The organism is Hyphomicrobium sp., from assembly GCF_019744875.1.
Taxonomy (GTDB): Bacteria; Pseudomonadota; Alphaproteobacteria; order Rhizobiales; family Hyphomicrobiaceae; genus Hyphomicrobium_C.
This window is the reverse complement of the sequence record NZ_JAIETU010000002.1, coordinates 228,318-253,300: the sequence shown is the minus strand read 5'-3', so window position 1 is coordinate 253,300 and position 24,983 is coordinate 228,318. Positions and strand designations below refer to the sequence as shown.

Here is a 24,983-nt window from a genome sequence, read left to right as displayed (position 1 = left end):
GACCGCGCCCGGCAGCCGTGCCGGAGCAGCCCCGTCTAGACCTTCTCTTCAGCGAGCGACGCATAAGCGTCTTCGGCGTTCTGGTAGACCTGCGTCGTGAGGCCCCGGCGGCGCAACGCATTCTGAAGCTTCTCGCGCGTGAGCTCGCTCGTGGCGTAGCGCGCGGTGCGCCCATAGTGATGCTTGACCATGTAGGCGACCATGTCGGCGTACTCGCCGTAGAGGTCCTCGGCGATCCGGCAGCCGTCCTGATTGACGACCGAGTTGACGCGCTTGCCGACCTTCTCGCACGCAGCCACAAGAACCTTCTGGAGGTCGGCGACGTCGGCCTTCTTGCGAACGCTCCAGGCCTGCAGGTTGACCGAGAGAATATTGCGGGCCGCGTCGTAGCTCACGCGGTCGGTGAGGTTGAGGTTCAACAGATCGGACAGCAGATCCATCGGCCCGTCGAGGAACAACCGCGGGTTCATGCCGATCGGCTTGTGGATGTGCGGCTTGAACGCCATGTGCGGAAGGATGTCCCGCTCGATATCGATGCCGGGCGCAACCTCGATCAATTCGAGGCCGTGGTCCGTGAGCTGGAACACGCAGCGCTCCGTGACGTAGATGACCGGCTGGCCCTTCTGCGCGGCGTACTGGCCGGAGAACGTCACCTGCTCCACCTGCTTCACGAACTTGCGCGCGCGCCCTTCCTTGACGATGCGCAGCTTGCCGTCCTCGATGGCGATGTCGAGCCCGCCCGCTGTGAACGTGCCCGCGAACACCACGGCGCGCGCGTTCTGCGAAATGTCGATGAAGCCGCCGCAGCCGTTCAGCTTGCCGCCGAACTTGCTCGTGTTGACGTTGCCCAGGCTGTCGCACTCCGCCATGCCGAGGCAGGTAAGGTCGAGACCGCCGCCATGGTAGAAGTCGAACATCTGGTTCTGATCGAGGATCGAATGCGCGTTGGCCGATGAGCCGAAGCTCGATCCGCCAGCCAGCACGCCGCCGACTGCGCCCGCTTCCGTCGTCATGACGAGGTACGGCGTGACCTTCTCTTCGTTCGCCACGTTTGCCACGCCGTCCGGCGCGCCGACACCGAGATTGATGACGCCGTTGGGCGGCAGCTCGAAAGCCGCGCGCCGCGCAATGATCTTGCGCTCGTCGAGCTCCATCGTCGGCAGGCTGTCGACGGTCACGCGCACTTCACCGGCAAGACCGGCATCGTAGATGACGCCGTAGTTCATGCGGTGCATCTCGGGCGGATCGGCGATCACGACGCAATCGACGAGAATGCCGGGCACCTTGACGTCCTTGGGCTTGATCGAGCCTTCGGCGACGATGCGCTCCACCTGGGCGATGACGAGGCCGCCGTTGTTGTGGGCGGCCATGGCCTGCGCGAGCACGTCCAGCGTCAGCGCCTCGCGCTCCATGCTGAGGTTGCCGAGCGGGTCGGCGCTCGTGGCGCGGATGAGCGCGACGTTGAGCGGCGTCGCCTTGTAGAACAACCACTCCTGGCCCTCGACCTCGACGAGCTTGACGAGGTCTTCCTTGGTCACGGTGTTAACTTTGCCGCCCCCGAGGCGCGGATCGACGTAGGTATGCAACCCGACCTTCGAGAACAGGCCCGGGCTGCTCGATGCGCATGTCCGGTACAACTTGGAAATGACGCCCTGGGGAAGGTTGTAGCCCTGGATCTTGTTGTCCTGGGCGGCCTGGGCAACCTTCGGCATGCGCCCGAAGTTGGCGGCGATGACGCGCTTGAGCAGGCCCTCGTGATGCAGACGCCCGGTGCCGAGCCCTTTGCTGTCGCCGGCGCCCGCGCACATGATGAGCGTCAGGTCGCGCGGCCCCTGTGTCTCCACGAAGCGCTTCTCAAGCGCGGCGTGCAGCATTTCGGGAATGCAGCTTTGCACGAAGCCGGTGGTCGCGATCACATCGTTGTCACGAATGCGCGCAACAGCTTCATCCGCCGAAACGACTTTATTGGTCCGCATGTCTTGTTTTCCCCCAGGGGCCTTCACTCTTTGAGGCCGGCTCGCGGATGGCCGCGTATCCGGCAGTCGGTGAAGTGCTCGAAGCTTGCTCTGGGTATAAGGTCGCCCCCCATTCCAGACAACGACCCGGTCGCGCAGCACATCGTCCTACTCGGGTGGGTAAGAAGCGCCTACCCACCCTCGCATTGCACTGCAACATCGGCAGCCACATGTTCGCCGAAATGCTCGTTCCCCTTGCCGGGCTGAAACGAGGGGATTGGGGAGCACTGACACATGGATCTCGGCCGCAAAAGCGTGCACGACGCGACGGACATCACGACCGACAACGCAAGACATGTCTCGGGGGGCGTCGCGGCGACGGTGCTCTCGGCGATAGCGGTTCTATTTTCCGCATACAGTCTTTGGGATACGTCGCTCAAGAGCGCGGATCTGAAGGCCTACGTTCCGCGCGTGATCTATTACGCCTCGCCGTATCAGAACACGAACTTCGAAATGATCTCGATCCCGGTCACGATCTCGAACGAGGGCGCACAGACCGGCACGATCCTGCACATGGACCTTGCGGTCACGGATCCGCGCACCAAGCAGACCAAGAACTTCTACGCCGCCGAGTTCGGCGTCTGGTCGATGGAGCGCACCCGCACCAAGAGCTACACCGGCTTCGCGCCGATCCCGCTCGAAGGCCGGTCGAGCCGCACGGAGTCGATCCTGTTCTACACGCGCGGCGAAGAGGAAAAGCCCGAGCAGATCATCCGCGAGGTCGGGCCCTACGAATTCAAGCTCACCCTCACGCCGGCAGACGGCGCGAACGGTCTGGGCATGAAGCAGGCGTCCAAACCCATCTCGGTCTCGTTCACGCGCGAGCTGCCGTTCTACGACGCCCGCGCCTTCGAGATCGGCACGATCTTCATGCACGCCAAGGACTGGCAGACGTCGACGAACTCGTCCTCCCAGTAGAGCTCTTCCGGACGCAGGGGCCCAAAAAGATGTGTGTCCGGGGAGCGAAAACCCGGACGCACCGCAGCCGCTGCGACAACAGCGAGCAAGAAGAAGCACGTCAAAACAGCGGGCTAGAGCCTTTACCCGAGACGGGCAAAAAGCTCGGTCGCGTTTCAAGGCGCGCCCGCATGGCATTGACTTGGCGCCGCGCCGGGCGATAGTCCGGCGATTGCCGCTCCGCGCGAGGATGCCTCATTTCATGAAGCGCACGCTGACGATCGCCGCCGCATTCGCTGGTCTGCTGCTGGCGTTTGGTACCGCTGCGCGCGCCCAGCAGTCCGGCGGTTTCTCGACCACCGCGCCGAACGCAATCCTGATGGATTCCGCGTCGGGCTCGATCATTTTCCAGAAAGCCGCCGACGAGCTGATCCCGCCCGCCAGCATGAGCAAGCTCATGACGCTCGCGGTGCTGTTCAAGGCGCTCAAGGACGGCAAGTACAAGCTCGAGGATGAATTCACGACGAGCGAGAACGCCTGGCGCACGGGCGGCGCGCCCTCCGGCACCTCGGCCATGTTCATCCCGATCAACTCCAAGACACCGATCAGCGAGCTGATCCAGGGCATCATCGTCCAGTCCGGCAACGACGCCTGCATCACCGTCGCCGAAGGCATCGCCGGGTCTACCGAGAAGTTCGCGGTGATGATGGAGGAGGAGGCCCGTCGCATCGGCCTCAAGAAGTCGACCTTCCGTAATCCGACCGGCCTCAATCATCCCGAGCACTTGATGACGGCACGCGAGCTGACCCAGCTCGCCCGGTACATCATCAAAGAGTACCCGGACTACTACAAAACCTTCTCCCAGCGCGAATTCCAGTATCGCAAGCACAAGTTCTACAATCGCAACCCGCTGCTCCGCGAGGAAGGTCTCGGAGTGGACGGCATGAAGACCGGCCACACCACGGAGGCCGGATACGGCATCGTCGTGTCGTCCATCGCCGACGGCCGTCGCCTGATCGGCGTCATGGCCGGACTGCAGACCGAGAAAGAGCGCAAGTCCGAAACCCAGCGCATGCTGGAGTGGGGCGCCAAGAGCGTGTCGCGGGCCAAGCTGTTCAACGCCGGCGAGGCCATCGGCTATGCGCGCGTCTGGGGTGGCAGCGACTTCTACGTGCCGCTCGGCGGCGAGGGCGACCTCGAGGTGATCCTGCCCAAGTACCCGGTGAACCAGAAGATCCGCGGCGAGATCGTCTACGAGGGCCCGCTCAAGCCGCCCGTGCGCAAAGGCGATCAGGTGGCCATGTTCCGCGTCACAAGCACCGCGCCCGGCAGCAGCGAGCCGATCGCCGTGAGCGAGACCCCGCTTTATGCCGAACGGGATGTCGACGAAGCGAGCTTCGTCTGGCGCGGCGTCGATTCGCTCTTGCACCTGGGCTTTCGGGTCGTGCCCGATGTGCGCCGGTTCCTCAACCGCTAGCCGGCCGGGCCGCGCCTCGTGAAATGCGCAGCCTCCATCGGGCCCATACGGCGGGGTCCAGCCCCCGCCGCACGGCGAAACAAAGGGCTAGAGTCTTTCCGCGGAAAGGCTCTAGTGTCCGCCCCATGACACGCGGAAAGTTCATCACATTCGAGGGCGGCGAGGGGGCCGGCAAGACCACCCAGGTCGCCCGCCTGGCCGAGCGTCTCCGCGCCGGCGGCGTCGAAACCGTCGTCACGCGCGAGCCTGGTGGTACGCCCCTCGGCGAGAGCATCCGCGACGTGGTGCTGGGTGCCTCGCCTGAGCCCGTGACCGAGCTGCTGCTGTTCGCCGCCGCCCGCGCTGAGCACGTCGCCAAGGTGATCCGCCCGGCGCTCGCGCATGGCACGTGGGTGCTGTGCGACCGCTTCGTCGACTCGACACGCGTCTACCAGGGCGTCATGGCCGGCGTGTCCGCTGACTTGATTGGCGCCATCGAAATGCGAACGGTCGCGCCTACGTTTCCCGACCTGACGGTCGTGCTCGACGTACCGGCCGAGGAAGGCTTGAAGCGGACCGAAGCCCGGGGCGCTCTGACGCGCTTCGATGCCGAGCATGCGGCCTATCACGTCGAGCTGCGCGAAGCGTTCCGCAGGGTGGCCTTAGCCGAGCCCGAGCGCTGCGTGATGGTGGACGGCAGCCGCGCGGCGGACGAGATCGCAGCCGACATCTGGCGCACTGTCGAAACCCGATTGCTCGCCGAGGCGCGGCCCTGATGGCCCGCGCGCCCGCCCTGCACGAAATCGAGGATTTCCCCGAGGCCGACCGCCTGGAAGGCTTTGCCCATCCGCGCGCCACGCCGAGGCTCTATGGCCATGACGAAGCCGAGCACACGCTGCTCACGGCGTTCGCGTCCGGCCGCATGCATCACGGCTGGCTCGTCGCGGGCCCGGAAGGCATCGGCAAGGCGACGCTCGCCTATCGGTTTGCCCGCCACGTCCTGGCCGACGAGAATGAGCGGCAGGCAGACACCCTCGACATCGGAATGGACACGCGCGCCGCGCGCCAGATCCTGGCGCTGTCCCATCCCGGCCTGCTCGTCATCCGGCGCGCCTACGACATCAAGGCGAAGCGCTTTCCGGCCTCAATCCCGGTCGACGAGGTGCGCCGCCTCAAGACGTTCCTCGGCCGCACGAGCGAAGACGGCGCCTGGCGCATCGTCATCGTCGACCGCGCCGACGAACTCAACGTGTCGGCCGCCAACGCACTTCTGAAGTCCCTGGAAGAGCCGCCACCGCGCACGATCTTCCTCCTGATCTCGTCCGCCCCCGGCCGGCTGCTCGTCACGCTGCGCTCGCGCGTGCGCATGCTGGAGCTTGCGGGCCTGGAGGAGGAGCCGCTGCGGCGCGCCGTGACGCAGGCGTTCGCGGCGAGCGGCGAGGAGGTGGCGGCATCAGCCCCGCAGCCCTCCGAATGGGAGCGCCTGGCGGTGCTCTCGGGCGGCAGCGTGCGCCGCGTGCTCGCGCTGCATGCCGCCAAGGGGCTCGCTCTGCACGACCGGATTTTCAAGATCCTGGACGGGTTGCCGCAGGTTGACTGGTCCGCCGTGCACACCCTCGGCGACGAGCTGTCCAGTCCGGCCGCCGATCAGCGCTATCAGCTCTTTTTCGAGCTTCTGATGGACGCGATCGCCCGCCTTGTCAGCGTCCAAGCGCGCGGGGCGGGCGGGCCGGCGGAGGTCGCGCTCGCGCGCCGCCTCATCGGCCCGGCGCGGCTTGCCACCTGGGCCGGCTTGTGGGAAAGAGTGGCCGCAGACAAGGCCGATGCCGAGGCGTTGAACCTCGACCGAAAAGCTTTGATCCTGAACGTCTTTTCGAAGCTCGACGCCGCCTCGCGAGATTGAGGCCGCGCCGCGCCGGTGGCCCGACACGCGCGCGATCCCATCGAGTTTCTACGAGGCAGCATGAGTTCCTACGAGGCAGCATGAGCGGTCGAGAGAAGTTTTACATCACCACCGCGATCTCCTATCCGAACGGCGTGCCGCACATCGGCCACGCCTACGAGGCGATCGCCACCGACGCCATCGCCCGCTTCGAGCGCCTCGACGGCCGCGACGTCTTCTTCCTGACCGGCACCGACGAGCACGGCCTCAAGATGAAGCAGACGGCCGCCAAGGAGGGCCTCACGCCGCGCGCATTGGCGGATCGCAACGCCGCCCGCTTCATCGAGATGGCGGAAGCGCTGGGCCTGTCGCACGACGATTTCATCCGCACCACGGAAGCGCGCCACTACGAGGCCTGCACGGAGATCTGGCGGCGCATGGACGCGGCCGGCGACATCTTCACGAAGAAGTACGGCGGCTGGTACTCGGTGCGCGACGAGACCTACTACAAAGAGGCCGAAACTGAAGTGCGCGAGGATGGCGCGCGCTACGCCACGCCGACCGGCACGCCTGTCGAATGGACCGAAGAGGAGACGTACTTCTTTCGCCTCTCGGCCTACGAGCAGCGCCTGCTCGCCCACTATGAAGCAAACCCGGATTTCATTCTGCCGCCCGAGCGCCGCAACGAGGTCGTGAGCTTCGTCAAAAGCGGCCTCGAAGATCTCTCGATCTCGCGCTCGACGCTGGACTGGGGCATTCCCGTGCCCGGCGCGCCGAGTCACGTCATGTATGTCTGGGTGGACGCGCTCACCAACTACATCACGGCCACCGGCCTCCTGAACACGCCGCAAGGCGCGCGCGCGGACTTCTGGCCCGCCGACGTCCACGTCATCGGCAAGGATATCGTACGCTTCCACGCGGTCTACTGGCCCGCGTTCCTGATGTCGGCCGGCATCGAGCTTCCCAAGCGGATCTTCTCGCACGGCTTCGTGCTGAGCAAGGGCGAAAAGATGTCGAAGTCGGTCGGCAACGTCGTCGACCCGTTCGATCTCGTGCGCGCCTACGGCCGCGATCAGGTGCGCTACTTCTTCCTGCGCGAGGTGATCTTCGGCCAGGACGGCAACTATTCTCAGGAAGCGATAGCCAATCGCATCAACGCCGATCTCGCCAACAACCTCGGCAACCTCGCGCAGCGCTCGCTGTCGATGATCTTCAAGAACTGCGACGGCAAGATCCCCGAGCCCGGCGCGTTCAACGCCGAGGACACGGCGATCCTGGCTGCGACCGACGCGCTTTATGCCGAAGCGCGCGCCGCGATGGATAAGCAGGCCATCACCCGCTACCTCGACGCCGTCTGGAGCGTGATCGCCGACGCCAACCGCTACTTCGCGGCTGAAGAGCCCTGGGCGAAGAAGAAGACCGACCCGAAGCGCATGGAGACCATTCTCTATGTGACGGCCGAGGTCGTGCGCCAGTTCGCCATTCTCGCCCAACCCGTAATGCCGGAGCTGACCGCCAAGCTGCTCGATCTCATCCTGCCGGGCACAGGCCCGGAGAACCGCGCCTTCACGAAGCTCGGCCCGGGCGGCCGCCTCGTACCCGGCACGCCGATCCCCGAACCGCAAGGCGTGTTCCCGCGCTACGTCGACCCGGAAGAAGCGGCCAAGGCAGCCGCTCCCGCGCCCAAACCCAAAAAGGGCAAGTCAGACAAGTCATAACAGTCCCCTCTCCCGATTTCGGAGCAGCCACTGCGGAGAGGGAGGAGAAGCGTATGCTCGTTGATCACCACTGTCACCTGGACTTCCCGGATTTCGCGTCGGATCTCGACGGCGTCGTCGCGCGCGCGAAGGCAGCCGGCGTGGGCACCATGGTGACGATCTCCACGCACATCAGGAAGTTCGACCGCATCCGCGCCATCGCCGAGCGCTACGACGACGTCTACTGCTCGGTCGGCACGCATCCTCACAACGCCGATGAGGAACGCGGCATCCCCGCAAGCGAGATCGTGCGCCTGTCGCAGCACCCCAAGGTCGTCGCCATCGGAGAAGCCGGTCTCGACTATTACTACAAGAACGCGAGCCCCGAGGCGCAGGCGGAAGGCTTCCGCATCCACATCGCCGCCGCGCGCGAAACCGGGCTGCCGCTTGAAATTCACACGCGCGAAGCCGACGCCGACACGGTGGCGCTCATCGAGGACGAGTACAAAACCAACGGGCCGTTTCCCGGCGTGCTCCACTGCTATACCGGCGGCCCCGAGCTCGCCCGCCGCGCCGTCGAGCTGGGCCTCTATGTGTCGTTCACCGGCGTCATCAGCTTCAAGAAGACGGAGGCGCTGCAGGAGATCGCGCGCAACGTCCCGGCCGATCGCGTGCTGGTCGAAACCGACGCGCCGTTCCTCGCGCCGGTTCCGTACCGCGGCAAGACCAACGAGCCGGCCTACGTCGTGCATACGGCTGCGGCGCTGGCAGCCATCCGTGGCGTCTCGGCCGAGGAGATTGCGAAAACGACCACCGACAACTTCTTCCGCCTCTACACGAAGGCGCGTCGTCCGGCCGTGACGGAGCGCGCCGCTCCATGACGACGATGCGCTTCACGATCCTCGGCTGCGGCTCATCGGGCGGAGTGCCGCGCATCGGCGCCATGTGGGGCCGTTGCGATCCGACCAATCCGAAGAACCGCCGCCGCCGGTGCGCCATGCTGGTGGAACGGCGCGGGCAGGGTGGCGTCACGAGTGTTCTGATCGACACGCCGCCGGACCTGCGCGAGCAGCTGCTGAGCGTGCGCGCGGACGCGCTCGACGCGGTGCTGTTCACCCACGACCACGCCGACCACACGCACGGCATCGACGACCTGCGCATGGTCGCCTACGCCATGAAGAAGCGCGTGCCGTGCTATTTCGATGGGGCGACGCAGCAGAGCCTCGTCACCCGCTTTGCCTACTGTTTCGAGCAACCGGCGGGATCGACCTATCCGCCGATCCTGATGCCGCGCCTGCTGACGCCGGGCGAGCCGATCCGCGTCGAGGGCGCCGGCGGCCCGATCGACGTGCTGCCCATTCGCCAGCACCACGGCGACATCGACAGCTTGGCGTTTCGCTTCGGCAACGTCGCCTATTCGCCCGACGTCTCCGCGCTTCCGCTGGATTCGCTCCCGCTCCTGGAGAATCTCGATCTCTGGATCGTCGACGCGCTGCGCCACGAGCCGCATCCGAGCCACTTCTCGCTCAAGGAAGCGCTTGCCCACATCGAGCGCCTGAAAGCCAAGCGCGCCGTGCTGACCCACATGACCGGCGAACTCGACTACGACACGCTCGTGCGCAACCTCCCCGCCCACGTCGAACCCGCCTACGACAACATGGTCATCGAGCTGCCGGGCTAGGCGTCGTTGCTTGCGGCGAAGGATTTGGCGGAAGAGCGTTCGGCCGCCCGATAGCGCGCCACGGTCCCGTTCTCCGTCGCAGACGACAGCAGCAACGGCAGTGCGAACGCAGCAACGGCGTCGGGGTCGGCGAGATGCGCCTTGTCCTCGCCGGGAAACGCCTTGGCGCGCAGACCCGTCCGCATCGGCCCCGGGTCCAGCAGATTGACGCGCACGGCCGTGTTGGCCACCTCCTGCGCGTAGGTCTTGCCGAGCGCCTCAAGCGCCGCCTTCGAGGCCGCGAACGGCCCCCAGTACGCGGTGTCGGCGTGCGCAGCGTCCGACGTGACGAACAGCGCGCGCCCCGCATCCGACAGCTTGAGCAGCGGATCGAGCGTGCGGATCAGCCGCCAGTTGGCATGCACGTTGATGTCGAACACGCTCTGCCAGGCGTCGGCGCTGATGTGCGGGAGCGGCGACAGCGGCCCGAGAATGCCGCCTGCAGCCACCAGGATGTCGAGCTTGCGCCAGCGCTGAAACAGCAGCGGTCCAAGCTGATCGACCTTGTCGCCGGCGCGCAGGTCGAGACGCAGGATGGTCGCACGGCCGCCCGCGGCGCGGATCTCGTCGTCCACCTCTTCGAGCGCCCCGCCCGAGCGCGCGGACACGATGACATGCGCGCCTTCACGCGCCAGCGCCACCGCCATCGCGCGTCCCAATCCCCGGGACGCGCCGGTGACGAGCGCAATGCGGTCCTGGAATCGGGCGCGGGGTGCCATGGGGGCCTTCTGAACTGCTGAGTGATGACGGCAGGAGGGAGTGTAGGCGCGGAAGGGGGCCGGAGAGAAGCCCGGCCGGACCGGTTGGTTTCCAATACGCCATTGCGGACAGCGCATCGACGCCGGAGCAGCCCCCGGTCATGCGGCCAAAGAGCGCCCATAATCAAACGAAGATCGGCCGGGGATTTCCCCCGAAAGCGCACCGGTTTCGCGAGAGACGAGAGGGAGTGGATGGGCGGCGCCGAAAGCGAGGCGCCACCCGGAAATCAGCTCACTTCCGCCAGCAGCGACAACTGGCGCGTGCTCGCCTGGCCGTTCTGGTCGGTCAGCTCCGTCGGGTATTCGCCCGTGAAGCAATGGTCGGTGAACTGGGGCGCGCGCCCGTCGCGGCCTTCGTACCCGACAGCGCGATAGATGCCGTCGACCGACAGGAACGCGAGGCTGTCCGCCCCCATGAAGGCGCGCATGCCCTCGAGATCGTAGTTGGCCGCGAGCAGCGCCGTCTTGCTCGGTGTATCGATGCCGTAATAGTCGGAGTGCGTAATCGGCGGAGACGAGATGCGCATATGCACCTCACGCGCGCCCGCATCGTACATGAGTTCCACGATCTTCTTCGATGTGGTGCCGCGCACGACGCTGTCGTCGATCAGCACGATCCGCTTGCCGCGGATCACGCCCGCATTGGCCGAGTGCTTGAGCTTGACGCCGAGCTGGCGGATGCGCTGCTCCGGCTCGATGAAGGTGCGTCCCACATAGTGATTGCGGATGATGCCGAGTTCGAACGGCAGCCCCGATTCACGCGCGAACCCGATGGCTGCCGGCACGCCCGAATCCGGGATCGGCACGATCACGTCGGCGTCGGCCGGTGCCTCACGCGCGAGCTGCACTCCCATTTGCTGGCGCACGTCATAGACGGAACGGCCGCCGATCACGCTGTCAGGCCGCGAGAAGTAGATGCATTCGAAGATGCAGGGACGCGCCGGGCGGCGCGGATACGGGCGGTGGCTTTCGAGGCCCGCTTCGGAAACGACGACGACCTCGCCGTTCTCGACCTCGCGCAGGAACTCCGCGCCGACGATATCGAGCGCGCACGTCTCGGACGCGAACACGTAGGCGTCGCCAAGCCGGCCGATGACGAGCGGGCGGATGCCGACCGGATCGCGCGCGGCGATCATCATGTCGTTGGTCAGCGAGACGAGCGACCATGCGCCTTCGATCTGGCGCGTCGCCTCAACGAAACGCTCGACCATGCGCCGCTTCTTGGAGCGCGACAGAAGATGGAGAATGACCTCGGTGTCCGAGGTGGAGGGGAAGATCGCGCCGGTCTTGATCAGCTCTTCGCGAAGCGTCAGCGCGTTTGTGAGATTGCCGTTGTGCGCCACCGCGAACCCGCCGGTGTCGATATCGGCGTAGAGCGGCTGGACGTTCTTCAGGGCCGGCTCGCCCGTGGTCGAATAGCGGTTGTGGCCGACGGCCATCGTGCCCTTCAGCCGATGGATAATGGCCGCGTCGTTGAAGTTGTCACCGACCAGGCCGAGATGGCGCTCGGCGTGGAACTGCTGGCCGTCGTAGGAGACGATGCCCGCCGCTTCCTGTCCGCGATGTTGGAGCGCGTGAAGCCCGAGCGCTGTGATGGCCGCCGCGTCAGGGTGCCCGAAGACGCCGAAGACGCCGCATTCCTCGCGTAGCCTGTCGTCGCCCATCTTGGACAGGCCGAAATCCGGAAAAGGGTCGTGCCCGGCTCCGAGCGACCGATCGTGCGTCATGGCTGCCTCCCGCTAAAGCATCCGCCGCAACTAGACTAAAAACCGTGTCTCACAACGGGTGCCTGCGCACGCCGCATCAGGGGGAACTACGCCCTGCGTTGCTTGCGCGGAATATATGATAATCGCCGGGTCGTTAAAGAGCTTTGTTGCACCTGTCGCAGATCTGTCGCGGGCTATTGCGCCGGCGGCTCAGTCGGCTCCTGCGGCACCTCTTCCTTGGGCTGGGAAAGTGACGTCGGCATATAGGTTTCGAGCGTTCCGCGGATCACATTGCCCGTCGAGCGGATATACGGGGTCGACAGACCATCGCGCACCCACGGCAGGTGGTTCTGCTCATCGGGGACGAAAGATGCGTAGAACATATAGGGAATGACGACGAGCAGGAAGCCGCGTGCCAGTCCAAAGACGAAGCCCAGGATGCGGTCGATCATGCCGACGCTGCTGTCCAGGATCGCGTCCGAGATTCGCGATGTGATCAGGTGCACGATAATGAGCACGATCAGGAAGATGACGGCGCCGATGGCGATCTGCGCCACGGCCACCTGCGTGTTCATCTGGGCGGCCATGTCTTCGGCCACCTTCTTGTAGTTCAACACGAAATAGAGCGTCGCGCCGGCGGCCGCGATCCATGACAGGATCGACATCAGCTCGCGCGTCAGCCCGCGGTACATGGCGAGCAGCGCCGAGATGAAGCAGATCGCCAGCACAGCGGCGTCGAGATACGTGAGCGGCCCAATCATGGCCCTTGGCTCCTCGGATGGGTCAGCGGCGTCGGAAAAGTCGAGAGTCCCCGCCGTTTCAGTCGCATGGGCCGAGCGCCTCTGCAAGCTCCTTGAGGTGGCTGATCCGGCGCAGCTCCAGCCGGTTGGCCTCGCTGACGGCTTCGCCGCCTGCCGGCATCACCGCCTCGCTGAAGCCGAGCTTGGCCGCTTCCTTGAGCCGTAACCCCGTATGCGGGGCCGCACGCACCGCGCCCGAGAGCGAAATCTCGCCGAAATGGATCTGTTTCGGGTCGAGCGCCCGGTTGCTGAGAGAGGCCAGCAGCGCAGCCGCCGCCGCGAGATCGGCGGCCGGCTCCACGATGCGCAGCCCGCCCGCAACGTTGAGATAGACATCGTGGTGCGAGAACGACACGCCGCAGCGCGCTTCGAGCACGGCGATCAGCATGGCGAGCCGGCTCTGCTCCCAGCCCACCACGGCACGGCGCGGCTGGCCGAGACCGGACGGCGCCACCAGTGCCTGGATCTCGACCAGGATCGGCCGCGTTCCTTCCATGCCGGCGAACACAGCCGTGCCCGGCGCATCTGCGTCGCGCTCGCCGAGGAACAGCTCGGACGGGTTCGCGACCTCGCGCAGGCCCGAGCCCACCATTTCGAACACGCCGATTTCATCCGTCGCGCCGAAGCGGTTCTTGGTTGCGCGCAGGATGCGGTAGCTGTGCCCCCGGTCGCCCTCGAACGAGAGCACAGTATCCACCACGTGCTCGATGGCCTTGGGCCCGGCGATCTGGCCGTCCTTGGTCACATGGCCCACCAGCAGGAGCGCACAGCCCGCCGTCTTGGCATAGCGCACCAGAGACTGCGTCGCCGCTCGCACCTGGCTGACCGAGCCGGGCGCGGCCTCAAGCGCATCGGACCAAAGCGTCTGGATCGAATCGACGACCACGAGATCGGCGCGCTTCTCGGACGCGAGCGTTGCAAGAATGTTGGTGAGGCTGGTTTCGGCGGCCAGCGCCACCGGTGCGTCTGCAAGTCCGAGGCGTGCCGCCCGCAGGCGGACCTGCGCTGATGCTTCTTCGCCGGAGAAATAGATGGCCCGTCGCCCGCCGCGACCCAGCGCCGCCGCAAGCTGCAAGAGAAGCGTCGATTTGCCGATGCCCGGCTCGCCCGCGATCAGCAGCACGGACCCGGGTACGATGCCGCCGCCCGTGACGCGGTCGAGTTCCGGCATGCCGGTGAGAAAGCGCGGCGCTTCCTCGGGCGCACCAGCCAGCGTTTCGAGGCGCAGCGCCTTGCCCTTGGTGGCGCCAACGATGCCCGATCCCGGAGGCGCCGCCGTGCCTGCTTCCTCGACAATGGTGTTCCAGTCGCCGCACGACGTACACTTGCCCGCCCAGCGCGAGGCGACCGCCCCGCAGCTCTGGCAGACGAAACTGGATTTCGCGGCCTTGGCCATCTAAGCGCCCCCGCCGACGTAGCGCCGCGCGAAACGTGTCCCGAGCCGCGTCAGCACCTCGTAGCCAATGGTGCCCGCCGCGCGCCCCATCGCCTCGATCGTCAAGCCCGGCCCGATCAGCGTCACGAGATCGCCGCGCTGCACGCGGCCCACGACGTCCGTCACGTCCACCGTGATGAGATCCATCGACACCCGCCCGACGATCGGCGCGCTCTGGCCGTGTACCATCACGATCCCGCCGGTCTCATTCGAAGACGCGCTCAGGCCGCGCCCCAACCCATCCGCATAGCCCGCCGCGACGATGGCGACGCGCGTCTGCCGCGGCGCCACCCACGAGGCGGAGTAACCGACGCTCTCGCCCGCGTCCACGGTCCGCACCTGCAGAATTCCTGCCGCGACCGTCACCACCGGATTGACCGGCGTCGCACCGCCTTGAAACGCCTGTCCGCCATAGAGCGCATAGCCCGGGCGCACCAGATCATAGTGGAACGGCGCGCCCAGCATCAGCCCGTCCGATGCGGCAAGGCTCGCCGACGCAGAGGGGAGGGCGAGGGTCGCGCGCCGCTGCTCGAAGGCCGCGCGCTGGCGCGCGTTGTGCGGATGATCGGGATCGTCGGCGCACGCCAGATGGCTCATGACGAGCCGCACGTCGAGGTGTTCGAGGCGCTCGCGTTCGCTCGCAAGAATGGAGACGTCATCGGCGGACAAACCCAGCCGATTGAGACCGGAATCGACATGCAGTGCCGCAGGCAGCCGCCGTCCGGCCTGCCGCGCGTGCGCGCTCCAGTCCGCGATCTCATCGAGACCGGAGAGCACGGGCGCCACATCCGCCGCGATGAAGTTCTGCGCCGACCCGGGCACCAGCCCATCGAGCGCGAACAGGCGCGCACTGGGCACCAAACGGCGCGCCGCGGATGCTTCCTCGGGCGTGGCGATGAAGAACGTGCGGCAGCCAGCCCGGGCGAGCGCGGGGATAACCTCCGCCGCGCCGAGCCCATAGGCGTCGGCCTTGACCACGGCCCCGCATTCCGCCGGCGCGACCAGTTGAGCGAGCGCGCGCCAGTTGGCGCAGAGCGCATCGAGGTCGACAGTGATGAGGCCGGTCGCGTCCGCCGGCAGCCCGGGCGCACTCATGCCGCCAGCCCCAAAGTGCCGCGATCTTGCAGTCTCACTCGTACCGCTCGGGCATTTGGAACTCTTTGGCCAGATTGCCGAAGCGCGTGAACTGGCTCTCGAACGCAAGCTGCACCGCGCCCACGGGACCGTGACGCTGCTTGCCGATGATCACCTCGGCCTTGCCGCTGACAGCCATCATCTGCGTCTGCCAATCGTTGAACTCCGGAGTACCCTCGCGCGGCTTCTGCCGCTCGACGTAGTATTCCTCGCGAAACACGAACATGACAACGTCGGCGTCCTGCTCGATCGAGCCCGATTCACGCAGGTCTGAGAGCTGGGGGCGCTTGTCTTCGCGCTGCTCGACCTGACGCGAGAGCTGCGAAAGCGCCACGATCGGCACCGCGAGCTCCTTGGCCAAGGCCTTGAGACCGGTCGTGATTTCCGTGATTTCCTGAACGCGGTTGTCGCCCTTCTTGGACGATCCCGAGAGCAACTGAAGGTAATCCACGATCAGGAGGTCGAGCCCCTTCTGCCGCTTGAGCTTGCGCGCACGCGCCGCAAGCTGGGCGATGGAAATGCCGCCCGTCTGGTCGATGTACAGCGGCGCGCGGCTCATTTCCTGCGAGACGGAGACGAGCTTGCGGAACTCGTCCTCGGTGATCATGCCGCGGCGGATCTTCTCGGACGCCACCTCCGCCTGCTCGGACAGAATACGTGTGGCGAGCTGCTCGGCGCTCATTTCGAGCGAGAAGAAGCCGACCCGTCCGCCGTCGACCGTTTTCTCGGTGCCGTCCGCCTGCGTCTCGGAGCGATAGGCCTTGGCGACGTTGTAGGCGATGTTGGTCACGAGCGCCGTTTTGCCCATCGACGGGCGTCCGGCGAGAATGATCAAGTCCGACGACTGCAGGCCGCCCATTTTGTTATCGAGGTCGGTGAGACCCGACGACAGCCCCGACAAATGTCCGTCGCGCTCGTAGGCGGCGTTGGCCATGTCGATGGCGTGCGTCAGTGCGGTGCCGAAGCTCATGAAGCCCTGGCCGTACTTGCCGCGCTCGGCAAGATCGTAGAGGCGCGTTTCGGCTTCCTGGATCTGGCTGTCCGGCGGAAAATCGATCGGCGCGTCGTAGGCGGAATTGACCATGTCCTCGCCGAGCACGATCAGCGAGCGGCGCACGGCGAGATCGTAGACCGTCCGGCCGTAGTCGTGGGCGTTGATGATCGACGTGGCGTTGGCCGCGAGGCGTCCGAGATACTGCGGAACGGTCAGATGCTCGTCGATCGGCTCGGCCGAATCGAAGAACGTCTTGAGCGTGATCGGCGTCGCCTGCTTGCCGGCCTGGATCATCTTTCCGGCCGTCTCGAAAATCTGCCCATGCAGAGGATCGAAGAAGTGCGGCGGCTCCAGAAACGCCGAGACGCGGTCCATGGCCTCGTTGTTGATGAGGATCGCACCGAGGAGAGCCTGCTCGGCCTCGATGTTGTGCGGAGCTTCGCGGAACTGCTGAGGCTCGGCCGCGGCCGCAGCGTCGCGCAGTTGGTCGGATTGGAGGAGTGCGGTGTTTGCCATGCGCGAAACCTAAACCAGCCCCGCGAGTCGCCCTAGCCGATCCCCAGCCTCTCCACGTTACCCACACGCCAAAAACTTCCGCCTTGTCTGAAGCGAAATGTCCGCAGCGAATCGCGCCAACGGAATGACGGCCTGCACAACTTAAAGCGTGTGACGGCGGCCGTAAAATACACGCGCCCTCGCGCATGAAAAAGTGGCCGGAAGCGAGCGCTCCCGGCCACTGAAACAACCGACCAAACGCGCGTCTTACGACGCGTCGGCTTCGTCGTCGCCGGCCGGCGCGGCGCCGTCTTCGAAGGCGTCATCCGGGTTGAACGTCTCGATCTCGGGCGCTTCGTCCTTGACCATCGTCACGTCTTCGCCGCGGGCCTGCTTCTCGGCTTCTTCTTCCGAGCGCGCCACGTTGAGCGAGACCTTCACGGAGACTTCCGGATGCAGCGCGACGGTGATGTCGTGCAGGCCGAGCGTCTTGATCGGACGGTCGAGCACGATTTGGCGGCGATCCATCGTGAACCCGCCCGCCGTGATGGCTTCCGCGATATCGCGCGTCGAAACCGAGCCGTAGAGCTGGCCCGTATCGCCGGCCGAGCGGATGGCGACGAAAACCTTCCCTTCGAGCTTGGCGGAAACGGCTTCGGCTTCCTTCTTGTGCTCGAGGTTGTTGGCTTCGAGCTGGCTGCGCTGGCTCTCGAAAACGGTGAGGTTTTCCTTGGTGGCGCGCAGCGCCTTCTTGAGCGGCAGCAGATAGTTGCGGGCATAGCCGTCCTTGACGTTGACGACGTCGCCCATCTGGCCGAGCCGGCCGATGCGTTCGAGTAGAATGACCTGCATGGGATTAGTCTCCTTTGAGATGATCAGGTGTTGGGTTGCAGCGGTGGACCGGGCGCCGCATTCGAGCGGGCCCGCAAGTGAAGGACGGTTTCGGCGAGGCCGAGAATGGCCACCACGATCCAGATCCAGACGTTGACGACGATCAGCGAGCCGTAGAGCGCCCAGAGCGCGAACGGGCGCCAGGGCTGGCCGCGCGTCGTGTAGTGAATGATGGCAAGGCCGAGCAGCAGGTAGGCGAGGAACAGCCCACCCGCCATGGCGGAGGCGACGAGGCCCGGATATCCGGTCATCATCAGGCCGAGCAGCAACGCGCCGAACGCGAGCGGCGTGTAGGCGGGATAGGTGAGGGCGGCGAGATCCGGCCACGGCCGGCCGAGCTGGCCCGAGGCCAGCGTCACGCGCCCCGCAAGCCACAGGTTGAACAACAGGCTCGACATCCACGAGAGCGCGGACGCTCCCGGCAGGATGGACAGCGCGATGTCGGCCAGCGCCGCAACTTCCACGTCGCTGAGCTGCATCGGCGCCTGGCCTTCAGGCAGAGCCGCGGGCAGCGCCTGCTTGATCACGTCTCCGAGCGAGCGGCGCAGTTGATCGAGATCGTTGCCGAGCAGCGCCAGCGTGCCGATGGCCATCAGTCCAGCCAGCACGGCGGCCCAGATGACGATGCGGCCCGGCGGATACCATTCGAGGTTGGGGGCATCGTCGTCGGACGATGGGACGTCTTCGTTCGCGGGCCGGCTGAGAAGCGCGAGATACGTCAGAACCGCCATCGGCGCGGCCTGCGTCAAGGCGAAGGCGGCCGCAACGGCAGGCGTCGAGAAGACGAACACGAGCGCCGTGCCGACCGTGCCCGCGAGCGCAGCCGTGCGCCAGCCCCAGCCGAGACCGGCCAGCGCGATGGCGAGGGGCGTGATGAAAAGAAGGAGGAAGCGGGCAAACAGCGGACCGGTGGTCGCGGAGGCGAATACCACCGCCGCGACCAGCCCAAGGCCAATACCGATCAGAGAATGACTTCTCATGTCCTAGCTGTCCCGCATCCAATGCGGTTAGGGAGAGGACGCGTGCGCATCGCTCACCCAACCTATTTTTGCGCGTGTCGCGCTTACTTCAGAACGTACGGCAGCAGGCCGAGGAAGCGGGCCCGCTTGATTGCGCGAGCAAGCTCGCGCTGCTTCTTTGCCGAAACGGCCGTGATGCGGCTCGGAACGATCTTGCCGCGCTCCGAGATGTAACGGCCGAGCGTGCGGACGTCCTTGTAATCGATCTTCGGCGCCTGATCGCCCGAGAACGGGCAGGTCTTGCGGCGGCGATGGAACGGCCGGCGTGCGGCGATTTCTTGAATCTCAGCCATGATTAGCCCTCCGACCCGGTGCTGCCGCCCGGCTTGTTATCTCTGAACGCGGGACGCGGACCGCGCGGACCGGCATCGCCCTCACGCGGCGGACGCGGACCACGGTCGCCGTCGCGCGGCGGACGCGAATCGCCACCTTCGCGGGGCGGACGGGCGCGGAACGTCGAGCCGCCTTCGGCCCCGCCTGCGCCACCACCGAAACCGCCACGGTCGCCACCGCGGAAACCGCCGCGATCGCCGCCACGGAAGCCGCCGCGATCACCGCCGCGGAAACCACCACGCTCGCCACCGCGCTCATCGCGATCCTGCTTGCGCATCATGATCGACGGCTCGGTCTCGAGTTCGTCGAGACGCAGCGTGATGAAGCGGATGATGTCGGTCGAAAGACCCATGCGGCGCTCCATCTCGTTCACAGCCGCGGACGGCGCGTCGATGTTGAGGAGCGAATAGTGGGCCTTGCGGCTCTTCTTGATCTTGAACGCGAGGCCCTTGAGGCCCCAGTACTCGGTCTTGGTGACCTTGCCGCCACCCTCGACGATGATGTCGGAGAATTCCTTGGTCAGCGTCTCGACCTGCTGTTGCGAGACGTCCTGGCGCGCCAGGAAGACATGCTCGTATAGAGGCATGTTTGGGCCTTTCCTTTCGATGTTGCCGCCGCGAAGCGTGCGGGTCACGATGTCCGCTCGGCGCAAAGCCCCTTTTGAGCCCGAAAGGCCCAAAGGCACTCAAAGAGCGGAGACACCGGGGAACAGGCGTTCGGCTTTCGCCATACAACCCTGCCGCCGAGCTGAAATAGCTAAGCGGCCCCGTTCAGCCTCCAACCGAAGCGCGTGACGGCGCGACTTATACGGGAATTCGTTCGCGGAGCAAGGGGGTGCTAGCGCATGACCCGTCCGGCCGCGGCCTTGCAGTCCGCCCCGTCGCAGTCGATCCAGCGGCCGCTCGGCAGCCGGACCTCCCAGACGGCCTCGCGGACCAAGGGGCCAGGCGCGGAAGACTTGTACGCATCCTGCCGCGACGCACGGTAAAACTGCCGCGTTTCCAATGTCTTGCCGTCCTCGGTCTGGACCGTCCCGGTGGCGATGACGTCCCGAGGCAGCAGATCCCACTGCCAGGCCAGCAGAACAAGCGCGACTGCGCTCACGACAATGGCCACGATCAGGAGCATGTGTCTGCCTTTCATCGTTTCTCCAGGGGGGGCGGACTTAGGACCACGGCGTCAGTGCCAGTACGTCAATGCCTGAGCGTCAAAGCGGCATGCAGGAGCAGGCCCGCGCCCCAGCCGAGAAAAACCCAATGCGCCCAATAGGGCTCGGCCGTGTACCAATCGATGACGGCCAGTACCAGCATCACCGCGGCAAAGATCTTCGCGTGCACCAGCACGCCCCCTTCGCGGAGCGCGCCGACCCGGACATCCTTGAGCGAGAACAGCTTGAACGGCATTGCCATCGCAGGCTCCTGACGGTTGCGCAGAGGAGGGCGCGTTGGCGAACGGTCTGCCCGCGCGCCCGATGGCAAGTTGTCCTCTTTCGCCGCCGCTGTCACCTCGGGGCCTTGACAACACCACGCCGGACATGTCGAAAGCCCCGAGAGCAAGACGCCCGCCACACCTGCCCGATCGGGCCCCGCGTGGGCCGTCCCGCCAAGCGTCTCAGACACCGACAAAGGAGCGAGCGTGGCACGCGCATTCGTATTTCCCGGACAAGGCAGCCAGGACGTGGGCATGGGCCGCGAGCTGGCGGAGAATTTCCCGGTCGCCCGCGAGGTCTTCGACGAGGTTGACGACGCGCTCGGCCAGAAGCTGTCGGCGATCATGTGGGAAGGCCCCAAGGACACGCTGACGCTCACCGAAAATGCCCAGCCCGCCCTGATGGCCGTATCGATGGCCGTCATGCGGGTGCTGGAGCGCGAGCGCGGCATCAAGCTCGCCGACAAGGCCAAGTTCGTCGCCGGTCATTCGCTGGGTGAGTATTCGGCGCTCGCAGCCGCCGGCGCGTTTTCTCTGGCAGACACGGCAAGACTTTTGAAGTTGCGCGGCAAGGCCATGCAGGCCGCCGTCCCGGTCGGGCAGGGCGCTATGGTCGCCCTCCTCGGCGTCGGCATCGACGTGGCGCGTACCGTCGCCGCTGAAGCGGCCCAGGGTGACGTCTGCCAGGTCGCCAACGACAACGAGCCGACACAGGTCGTGCTCTCCGGCTCGAAGGTCGCCATCGACCGCGTCGCCGACATTGGCAAGCCGCACGGCGTCCGCCGCGCTGTTTTGCTGCCTGTCTCCGCACCCTTCCATTGCGCGCTCATGCAGCCCGCCGCCGAAGCGATGGCCGCAGCGCTCGCCGAGGTCGCCATCAACAAGCCCGTCGTTCCCGTCGTCGCCAACGTCGTGGCGAGCGCCGTCAGCGATCCCGACGAAATCCGCAAGCTGCTCGTGGAGCAGGTCACCGGCACCGTCCGCTGGCGCGAGTGCGTGGGCTACCTGGCCGCGAACGGCGTCACCGACGTGTTCGAGATCGGCTCCGGCAAAGTGCTCGCCGGCCTCGCCAAGCGCATTGAAAAGTCCCTCGAGGCGATGAGCCTCGGCACCCCCGCAGACATCGACGCCGCGATCGAGAAACTGGCCTGAGGGCCGGTCGTCTCGTCTCCGAAAAGGATTGAAACCATGTTCGACTTGACTGGCAAAACTGCGCTCGTGACCGGAGCGACCGGCGGCATCGGCGAGGGCATCGCCCGCGCCTTCCACAAGGCCGGCGCCGACGTCGCCATCTCGGGCCGCCAGGTGGCGAAGCTCGAAGCTCTCGCCGCCGAGCTCGGCGACCGCGTGCACGTCGTGCCGTGCGATCTCGCCGACAAGGCGCAGGTCATGAAGCTGATCGACAACGCAGCAGCCAAGCTTGGCCGCGTCGACATCATCGTCAACAACGCAGGCCTCACCAAGGACAACCTGTTCATGGTGATGAAGGACGAGCAGTGGGACGACGTCATCGCCGTCAACCTGACGTCCACCTTCATGCTGATGCGCGCCGCCACGCGCCACATGCTGCGCTCCAAGACGGGCTACGGCCGCATCATCAACATTTCGTCGGTCTCGGGCATCATCGGCAATCCCGGCCAGGGCAACTATGCCGCTTCGAAAGCCGGCATGATCGGCATGACGAAGTCGCTCGCCCGCGAAGTCGCCAACCGCGGCATCACGGCCAACTGCATCGCGCCCGGCTTCATCGCCACCGCGATGACGGACGTGCTCAACGACAAGCAGAAAGCCGAGATCTCGCAGCACATTCCGGCCCAGCGTTTCGGCTCGCCCGATGACATCGCCGCCGCAGCCATTTACCTTGCCAGCAACGAGGCCGGCTATGTGACCGGCCAGACGCTGCATGTGAATGGCGGCATGGCAATGGTTTGATTGAGAAAAACGCTGTTGGCGCCAGCCGCGCGCGACAATCGCGCGGCGCGGTGTCAAAGTGTCACTCTCCAACCGGGGCGAGTGCCGTGCCACGACACGACCACCGGTGCTGGCCACGCATCCGGAGATATGTTAACGAGCCTCGTTTTTTTGCTGCGCGTGCTGCGGAAAAGCCCTAACGATCGACGCTCACGCGCTGTCGTCCGGGTATCCTGATGGACACCACGGCATCCGGCATGAGGCAGAACGAAACAGCGAGCGCGCGATCGGAAAGTCGGAATTGGGCTTTCTGATGAACGCCATCGAAGTTACCAAACGAACTTGAGTGCCCCGGCACACGACGGGCCCCGAGAAAACGATAGCAACGGAATTAGCAGGGACACGAGGGAAGACGATGAGCGATGTCGCAGAGCGCGTGAAGAAGATCGTTGTTGAGCATCTTGGCGTCGAGGCCGACAAGGTCACGGAAAACGCCAGCTTCATCGACGATCTCGGCGCCGACAGCCTTGATACGGTCGAGCTGGTTATGGCCTTCGAAGAAGAGTTTGGCTGTGAAATCCCCGATGACGCCGCCGAGCACATTCTGACGGTTGGCGACGCAGTCAAGTTCCTCGAGAAGAACGCGACGGCTGCCTAAGCCTTCGCATCGTCTCGGGTCTCGGCCGCTTCGCTCCGCAATAAGGAGCAAGCGGGCGTCTCGCGTGGCGGCCCTCGTGTTCGTCGAGACCATCCCTTGGGACGGTTGCGCGAAACGACAGGCGGCACGTAGCGCCGCCGACGGCAAAGCCCAACGGCCAGCCAGACGGCACGCCCAATGCGCCGCGCCGCTCCCGCCGAGCGAAACGGACCGCACGAGAAGGCTGGCCGAAAAGGCCGGTACGAGACCAACGTCAACAACCCGAGAGGCGTGACTATCAACGTCCGTCGCGCCTCCCGGACACCAGCAACGGACGCAAGCTCTCCGGGCTCAGGCACAATCCGATTGGGCAAGGACGGGCGGCGCTCTCACTCACCGGGGGATTGAAACTTGAGCGGCTTGCGGCGCGTCGTCATCACAGGACTTGGCCTCGTCACCCCCGTCGGATGCGGGGTGGAAGCGGCCTGGAGCAATCTTCTGGCCGGCAAGAGCGGCGCCCGGCGCATCGAAGAATTCGACGCTTCCGATCTCTCCTGCCAGATCGCCAATTTCGTGCCGCGCGGTTCAGCCTCCGAAGGCAAGTTCAATCCCGACGATTGGATGGAGCCGAAAGAGCAGCGCAAGGTCGACGATTTCATCATCTACGCCGTGGCAGCAGCCGACCAGGCGCTCGCGGATTCGGGCTGGAAGGCCGACACCCCTGAGAAGCAGGAATCGACCGGCGTCCTCATCGGCTCCGGCATCGGCGGCCTGTCCGGCATCGCCGACACCTCGATCCTGCTCAAGGAAAAGGGCGCGCGCCGCGTCTCGCCGTTCTTCATTCCCGGCCGCCTGATCAACCTCGCCGGCGGCTACGTCTCCATCAAGCATCAGCTCAAGGGCCCGAACCATGCGGTCGTGACCGCATGCGCCACCGGCACGCACGCCATCGGAGATGCCGCCCGCCTCGTCGCGCTGGGCGATGCCGAGGTCATGGTTGCGGGCGGCACCGAAAGCCCCATCTGCCGCATCGGCATGGCCGGCTTCGTGGCCTGCCGCGCTCTCTCGACCGGCTTCAACGATCGCCCTCACGAAGGTTCGCGCCCCTACGACAAGGATCGCGACGGGTTCGTCATGGGCGAGGGCGCCGGCGTCGTCGTGCTCGAGACGCTGGAGCATGCGCAGGCGCGCGGCGCGAAGATCTATGCCGAGGTGATCGGCTACGGCATGTCGGGCGACGCCTACCACATCACGGCCCCGTCCGAGACCGGCGACGGCGCGTTCCGCTGCATGCGCGCAGCCCTCAAGAACGCGGGCCTTTCGCCGAGCGACATCGACTACATCAACGCGCACGGCACTTCGACGCCGATGGGCGACGAGATCGAGCTCGGTGCGGTCGAGCGCCTGTTCGGCAACTCGCAGGCCAAGGTGTCCATGTCGTCGACCAAGTCGTCGATCGGGCACTTGCTCGGTGCGGCCGGCGCGGTCGAGGCGATCTTCTCGGTGCTGGCCATCCGCGACCAGATCGCGCCCGCCACCCTGAACCTCACCAATCCGTCGGTCGAAACTGCCATGGATCTGGTGCCGCTCACCCCGCGCAAGCGCGAAATCTCGACCGTGCTCTCGAATTCGTTCGGTTTCGGCGGCACGAACGCCTCGCTCATCATGCGCAAGGTGGCCTGACCCAGCGCACTGGGCCGCCTGGGCGTCGATTGACCGGGTTTTGCCACAATCCCAAGGTCACGTCGGGCTCTAAGTCACGGGGCACTTTCGCG

At 65.9% G+C, this 24,983-nt stretch carries 24 protein-coding genes; 11 read left to right on the top strand and 13 right to left on the bottom strand.

Features of this window, described 5'->3' with window-relative positions:
• Positions 1-35: 35 nt before the first annotated feature.
• A complete protein-coding gene (locus tag K2Y42_RS01280) occupies positions 36-1,976 on the bottom strand; it encodes a CoA-transferase (protein WP_291147610.1) in 1,941 nt (646 codons plus the stop codon).
• 273 nt (positions 1,977-2,249) lie between these two features.
• Here K2Y42_RS01280 and K2Y42_RS01275 point away from each other — a divergent pair, with 273 nt between their 5' ends.
• From K2Y42_RS01275 to K2Y42_RS01245, 7 genes are all read left to right on the top strand, one after another.
• Entirely contained in the window at positions 2,250-2,933 is a 684-nt protein-coding gene (locus K2Y42_RS01275) for a hypothetical protein (protein WP_291147608.1), read from the top strand.
• A gap of 241 nt (positions 2,934-3,174) precedes the next feature.
• Positions 3,175-4,389 (top strand): D-alanyl-D-alanine carboxypeptidase family protein, encoded by a 1,215-nt coding sequence (locus K2Y42_RS01270; RefSeq protein ID WP_291147606.1) that lies wholly within the window; start codon positions 3,175-3,177, stop codon positions 4,387-4,389.
• Between the two features lie 125 nt (positions 4,390-4,514).
• Complete coding sequence (gene tmk / locus K2Y42_RS01265; RefSeq protein ID WP_291147604.1) at positions 4,515-5,144, top strand: dTMP kinase; 630 nt, start codon at positions 4,515-4,517, stop codon at positions 5,142-5,144.
• On the top strand, positions 5,144-6,271 hold the full coding sequence (locus tag K2Y42_RS01260) for a DNA polymerase III subunit delta' (protein ID WP_291147603.1): 1,128 nt from the start codon (positions 5,144-5,146) through the stop codon (positions 6,269-6,271). The genes tmk and K2Y42_RS01260 overlap by 1 nt, the downstream gene beginning before the upstream one ends.
• A gap of 80 nt (positions 6,272-6,351) precedes the next feature.
• A complete protein-coding gene (gene metG / locus K2Y42_RS01255) occupies positions 6,352-7,968 on the top strand; it encodes a methionine--tRNA ligase (RefSeq protein WP_291147601.1) in 1,617 nt (538 codons plus the stop codon).
• Between the two features lie 53 nt (positions 7,969-8,021).
• Complete coding sequence (locus K2Y42_RS01250; protein WP_291147599.1) at positions 8,022-8,828, top strand: TatD family hydrolase; 807 nt, start codon at positions 8,022-8,024, stop codon at positions 8,826-8,828.
• On the top strand, positions 8,825-9,628 hold the full coding sequence (locus K2Y42_RS01245) for an MBL fold metallo-hydrolase (protein ID WP_291147597.1): 804 nt from the start codon (positions 8,825-8,827) through the stop codon (positions 9,626-9,628). Before K2Y42_RS01250 ends, K2Y42_RS01245 begins: the two co-directional genes overlap by 4 nt.
• Here K2Y42_RS01245 and K2Y42_RS01240 read toward each other — a convergent pair.
• From K2Y42_RS01240 to K2Y42_RS01185, 12 genes are all read right to left on the bottom strand, one after another.
• Positions 9,625-10,386 (bottom strand): SDR family NAD(P)-dependent oxidoreductase, encoded by a 762-nt coding sequence (locus K2Y42_RS01240; protein WP_291147595.1) that lies wholly within the window; start codon positions 10,384-10,386, stop codon positions 9,625-9,627. The genes K2Y42_RS01245 and K2Y42_RS01240 overlap by 4 nt on opposite strands.
• Positions 10,387-10,652: 266 nt before the next feature.
• Positions 10,653-12,089 (bottom strand): amidophosphoribosyltransferase, encoded by a 1,437-nt coding sequence (gene purF / locus K2Y42_RS01235; protein WP_291150126.1) that lies wholly within the window; start codon positions 12,087-12,089, stop codon positions 10,653-10,655.
• 236 nt (positions 12,090-12,325) lie between these two features.
• The gene (locus K2Y42_RS01230) at positions 12,326-12,892 is read right to left on the bottom strand and encodes a CvpA family protein (protein ID WP_291147594.1); all 567 of its coding nucleotides are present in this window, start codon (positions 12,890-12,892) and stop codon (positions 12,326-12,328) included.
• Between the two features lie 58 nt (positions 12,893-12,950).
• A complete protein-coding gene (gene radA / locus K2Y42_RS01225) occupies positions 12,951-14,327 on the bottom strand; it encodes a DNA repair protein RadA (RefSeq protein WP_291147592.1) in 1,377 nt (458 codons plus the stop codon).
• Complete coding sequence (gene alr, locus K2Y42_RS01220) at positions 14,328-15,461, bottom strand: alanine racemase (protein ID WP_291147590.1); 1,134 nt, start codon at positions 15,459-15,461, stop codon at positions 14,328-14,330.
• Positions 15,462-15,495: 34 nt separating this feature from the next.
• Positions 15,496-17,010 (bottom strand): replicative DNA helicase, encoded by a 1,515-nt coding sequence (locus tag K2Y42_RS01215; RefSeq protein WP_291147588.1) that lies wholly within the window; start codon positions 17,008-17,010, stop codon positions 15,496-15,498.
• A gap of 246 nt (positions 17,011-17,256) precedes the next feature.
• Positions 17,257-17,841 carry a 50S ribosomal protein L9 gene (rplI, locus tag K2Y42_RS01210; RefSeq protein WP_291147586.1) on the bottom strand — a complete coding sequence of 195 codons (585 nt, stop codon included), beginning with the start codon at positions 17,839-17,841 and terminating at the stop codon, positions 17,257-17,259.
• 23 nt (positions 17,842-17,864) lie between these two features.
• Positions 17,865-18,860: a DUF2232 domain-containing protein gene (locus K2Y42_RS01205; protein ID WP_291147584.1), complete on the bottom strand. Its 996-nt coding sequence runs from the start codon at positions 18,858-18,860 to the stop codon at positions 17,865-17,867.
• Positions 18,861-18,943: 83 nt separating this feature from the next.
• Positions 18,944-19,192: a 30S ribosomal protein S18 gene (gene rpsR / locus K2Y42_RS01200; RefSeq protein ID WP_020086627.1), complete on the bottom strand. Its 249-nt coding sequence runs from the start codon at positions 19,190-19,192 to the stop codon at positions 18,944-18,946.
• A 2-nt stretch (positions 19,193-19,194) separates the two neighbouring features.
• Positions 19,195-19,818, bottom strand: coding sequence for a 30S ribosomal protein S6 (gene rpsF, locus K2Y42_RS01195; RefSeq protein ID WP_291147582.1), 624 nt, complete (start codon positions 19,816-19,818; stop codon positions 19,195-19,197).
• A 251-nt stretch (positions 19,819-20,069) separates the two neighbouring features.
• Positions 20,070-20,360, bottom strand: coding sequence for a hypothetical protein (locus K2Y42_RS01190; protein ID WP_291147580.1), 291 nt, complete (start codon positions 20,358-20,360; stop codon positions 20,070-20,072).
• A 65-nt stretch (positions 20,361-20,425) separates the two neighbouring features.
• Positions 20,426-20,641 (bottom strand): 2TM domain-containing protein, encoded by a 216-nt coding sequence (locus K2Y42_RS01185; RefSeq protein ID WP_291147578.1) that lies wholly within the window; start codon positions 20,639-20,641, stop codon positions 20,426-20,428.
• Between the two features lie 226 nt (positions 20,642-20,867).
• On the opposite strand from K2Y42_RS01185, the gene fabD reads away from it, so the two are divergent.
• The 4 genes from fabD to fabF all read left to right on the top strand — a co-directional run bounded on the left by fabD (position 20,868) and on the right by fabF (position 24,891).
• Positions 20,868-21,812, top strand: a complete 945-nt coding sequence (gene fabD / locus K2Y42_RS01180; protein ID WP_291147576.1) for an ACP S-malonyltransferase — start codon at positions 20,868-20,870, stop codon at positions 21,810-21,812.
• Between the two features lie 36 nt (positions 21,813-21,848).
• Positions 21,849-22,592: a 3-oxoacyl-[acyl-carrier-protein] reductase gene (fabG, locus tag K2Y42_RS01175; RefSeq protein WP_291147574.1), complete on the top strand. Its 744-nt coding sequence runs from the start codon at positions 21,849-21,851 to the stop codon at positions 22,590-22,592.
• A 394-nt stretch (positions 22,593-22,986) separates the two neighbouring features.
• On the top strand, positions 22,987-23,229 hold the full coding sequence (locus K2Y42_RS01170) for an acyl carrier protein (protein ID WP_020086632.1): 243 nt from the start codon (positions 22,987-22,989) through the stop codon (positions 23,227-23,229).
• A 399-nt stretch (positions 23,230-23,628) separates the two neighbouring features.
• Positions 23,629-24,891, top strand: coding sequence for a beta-ketoacyl-ACP synthase II (gene fabF, locus K2Y42_RS01165; RefSeq protein WP_291150123.1), 1,263 nt, complete (start codon positions 23,629-23,631; stop codon positions 24,889-24,891).
• The last annotated feature ends 92 nt before the right edge of the window (positions 24,892-24,983 follow it).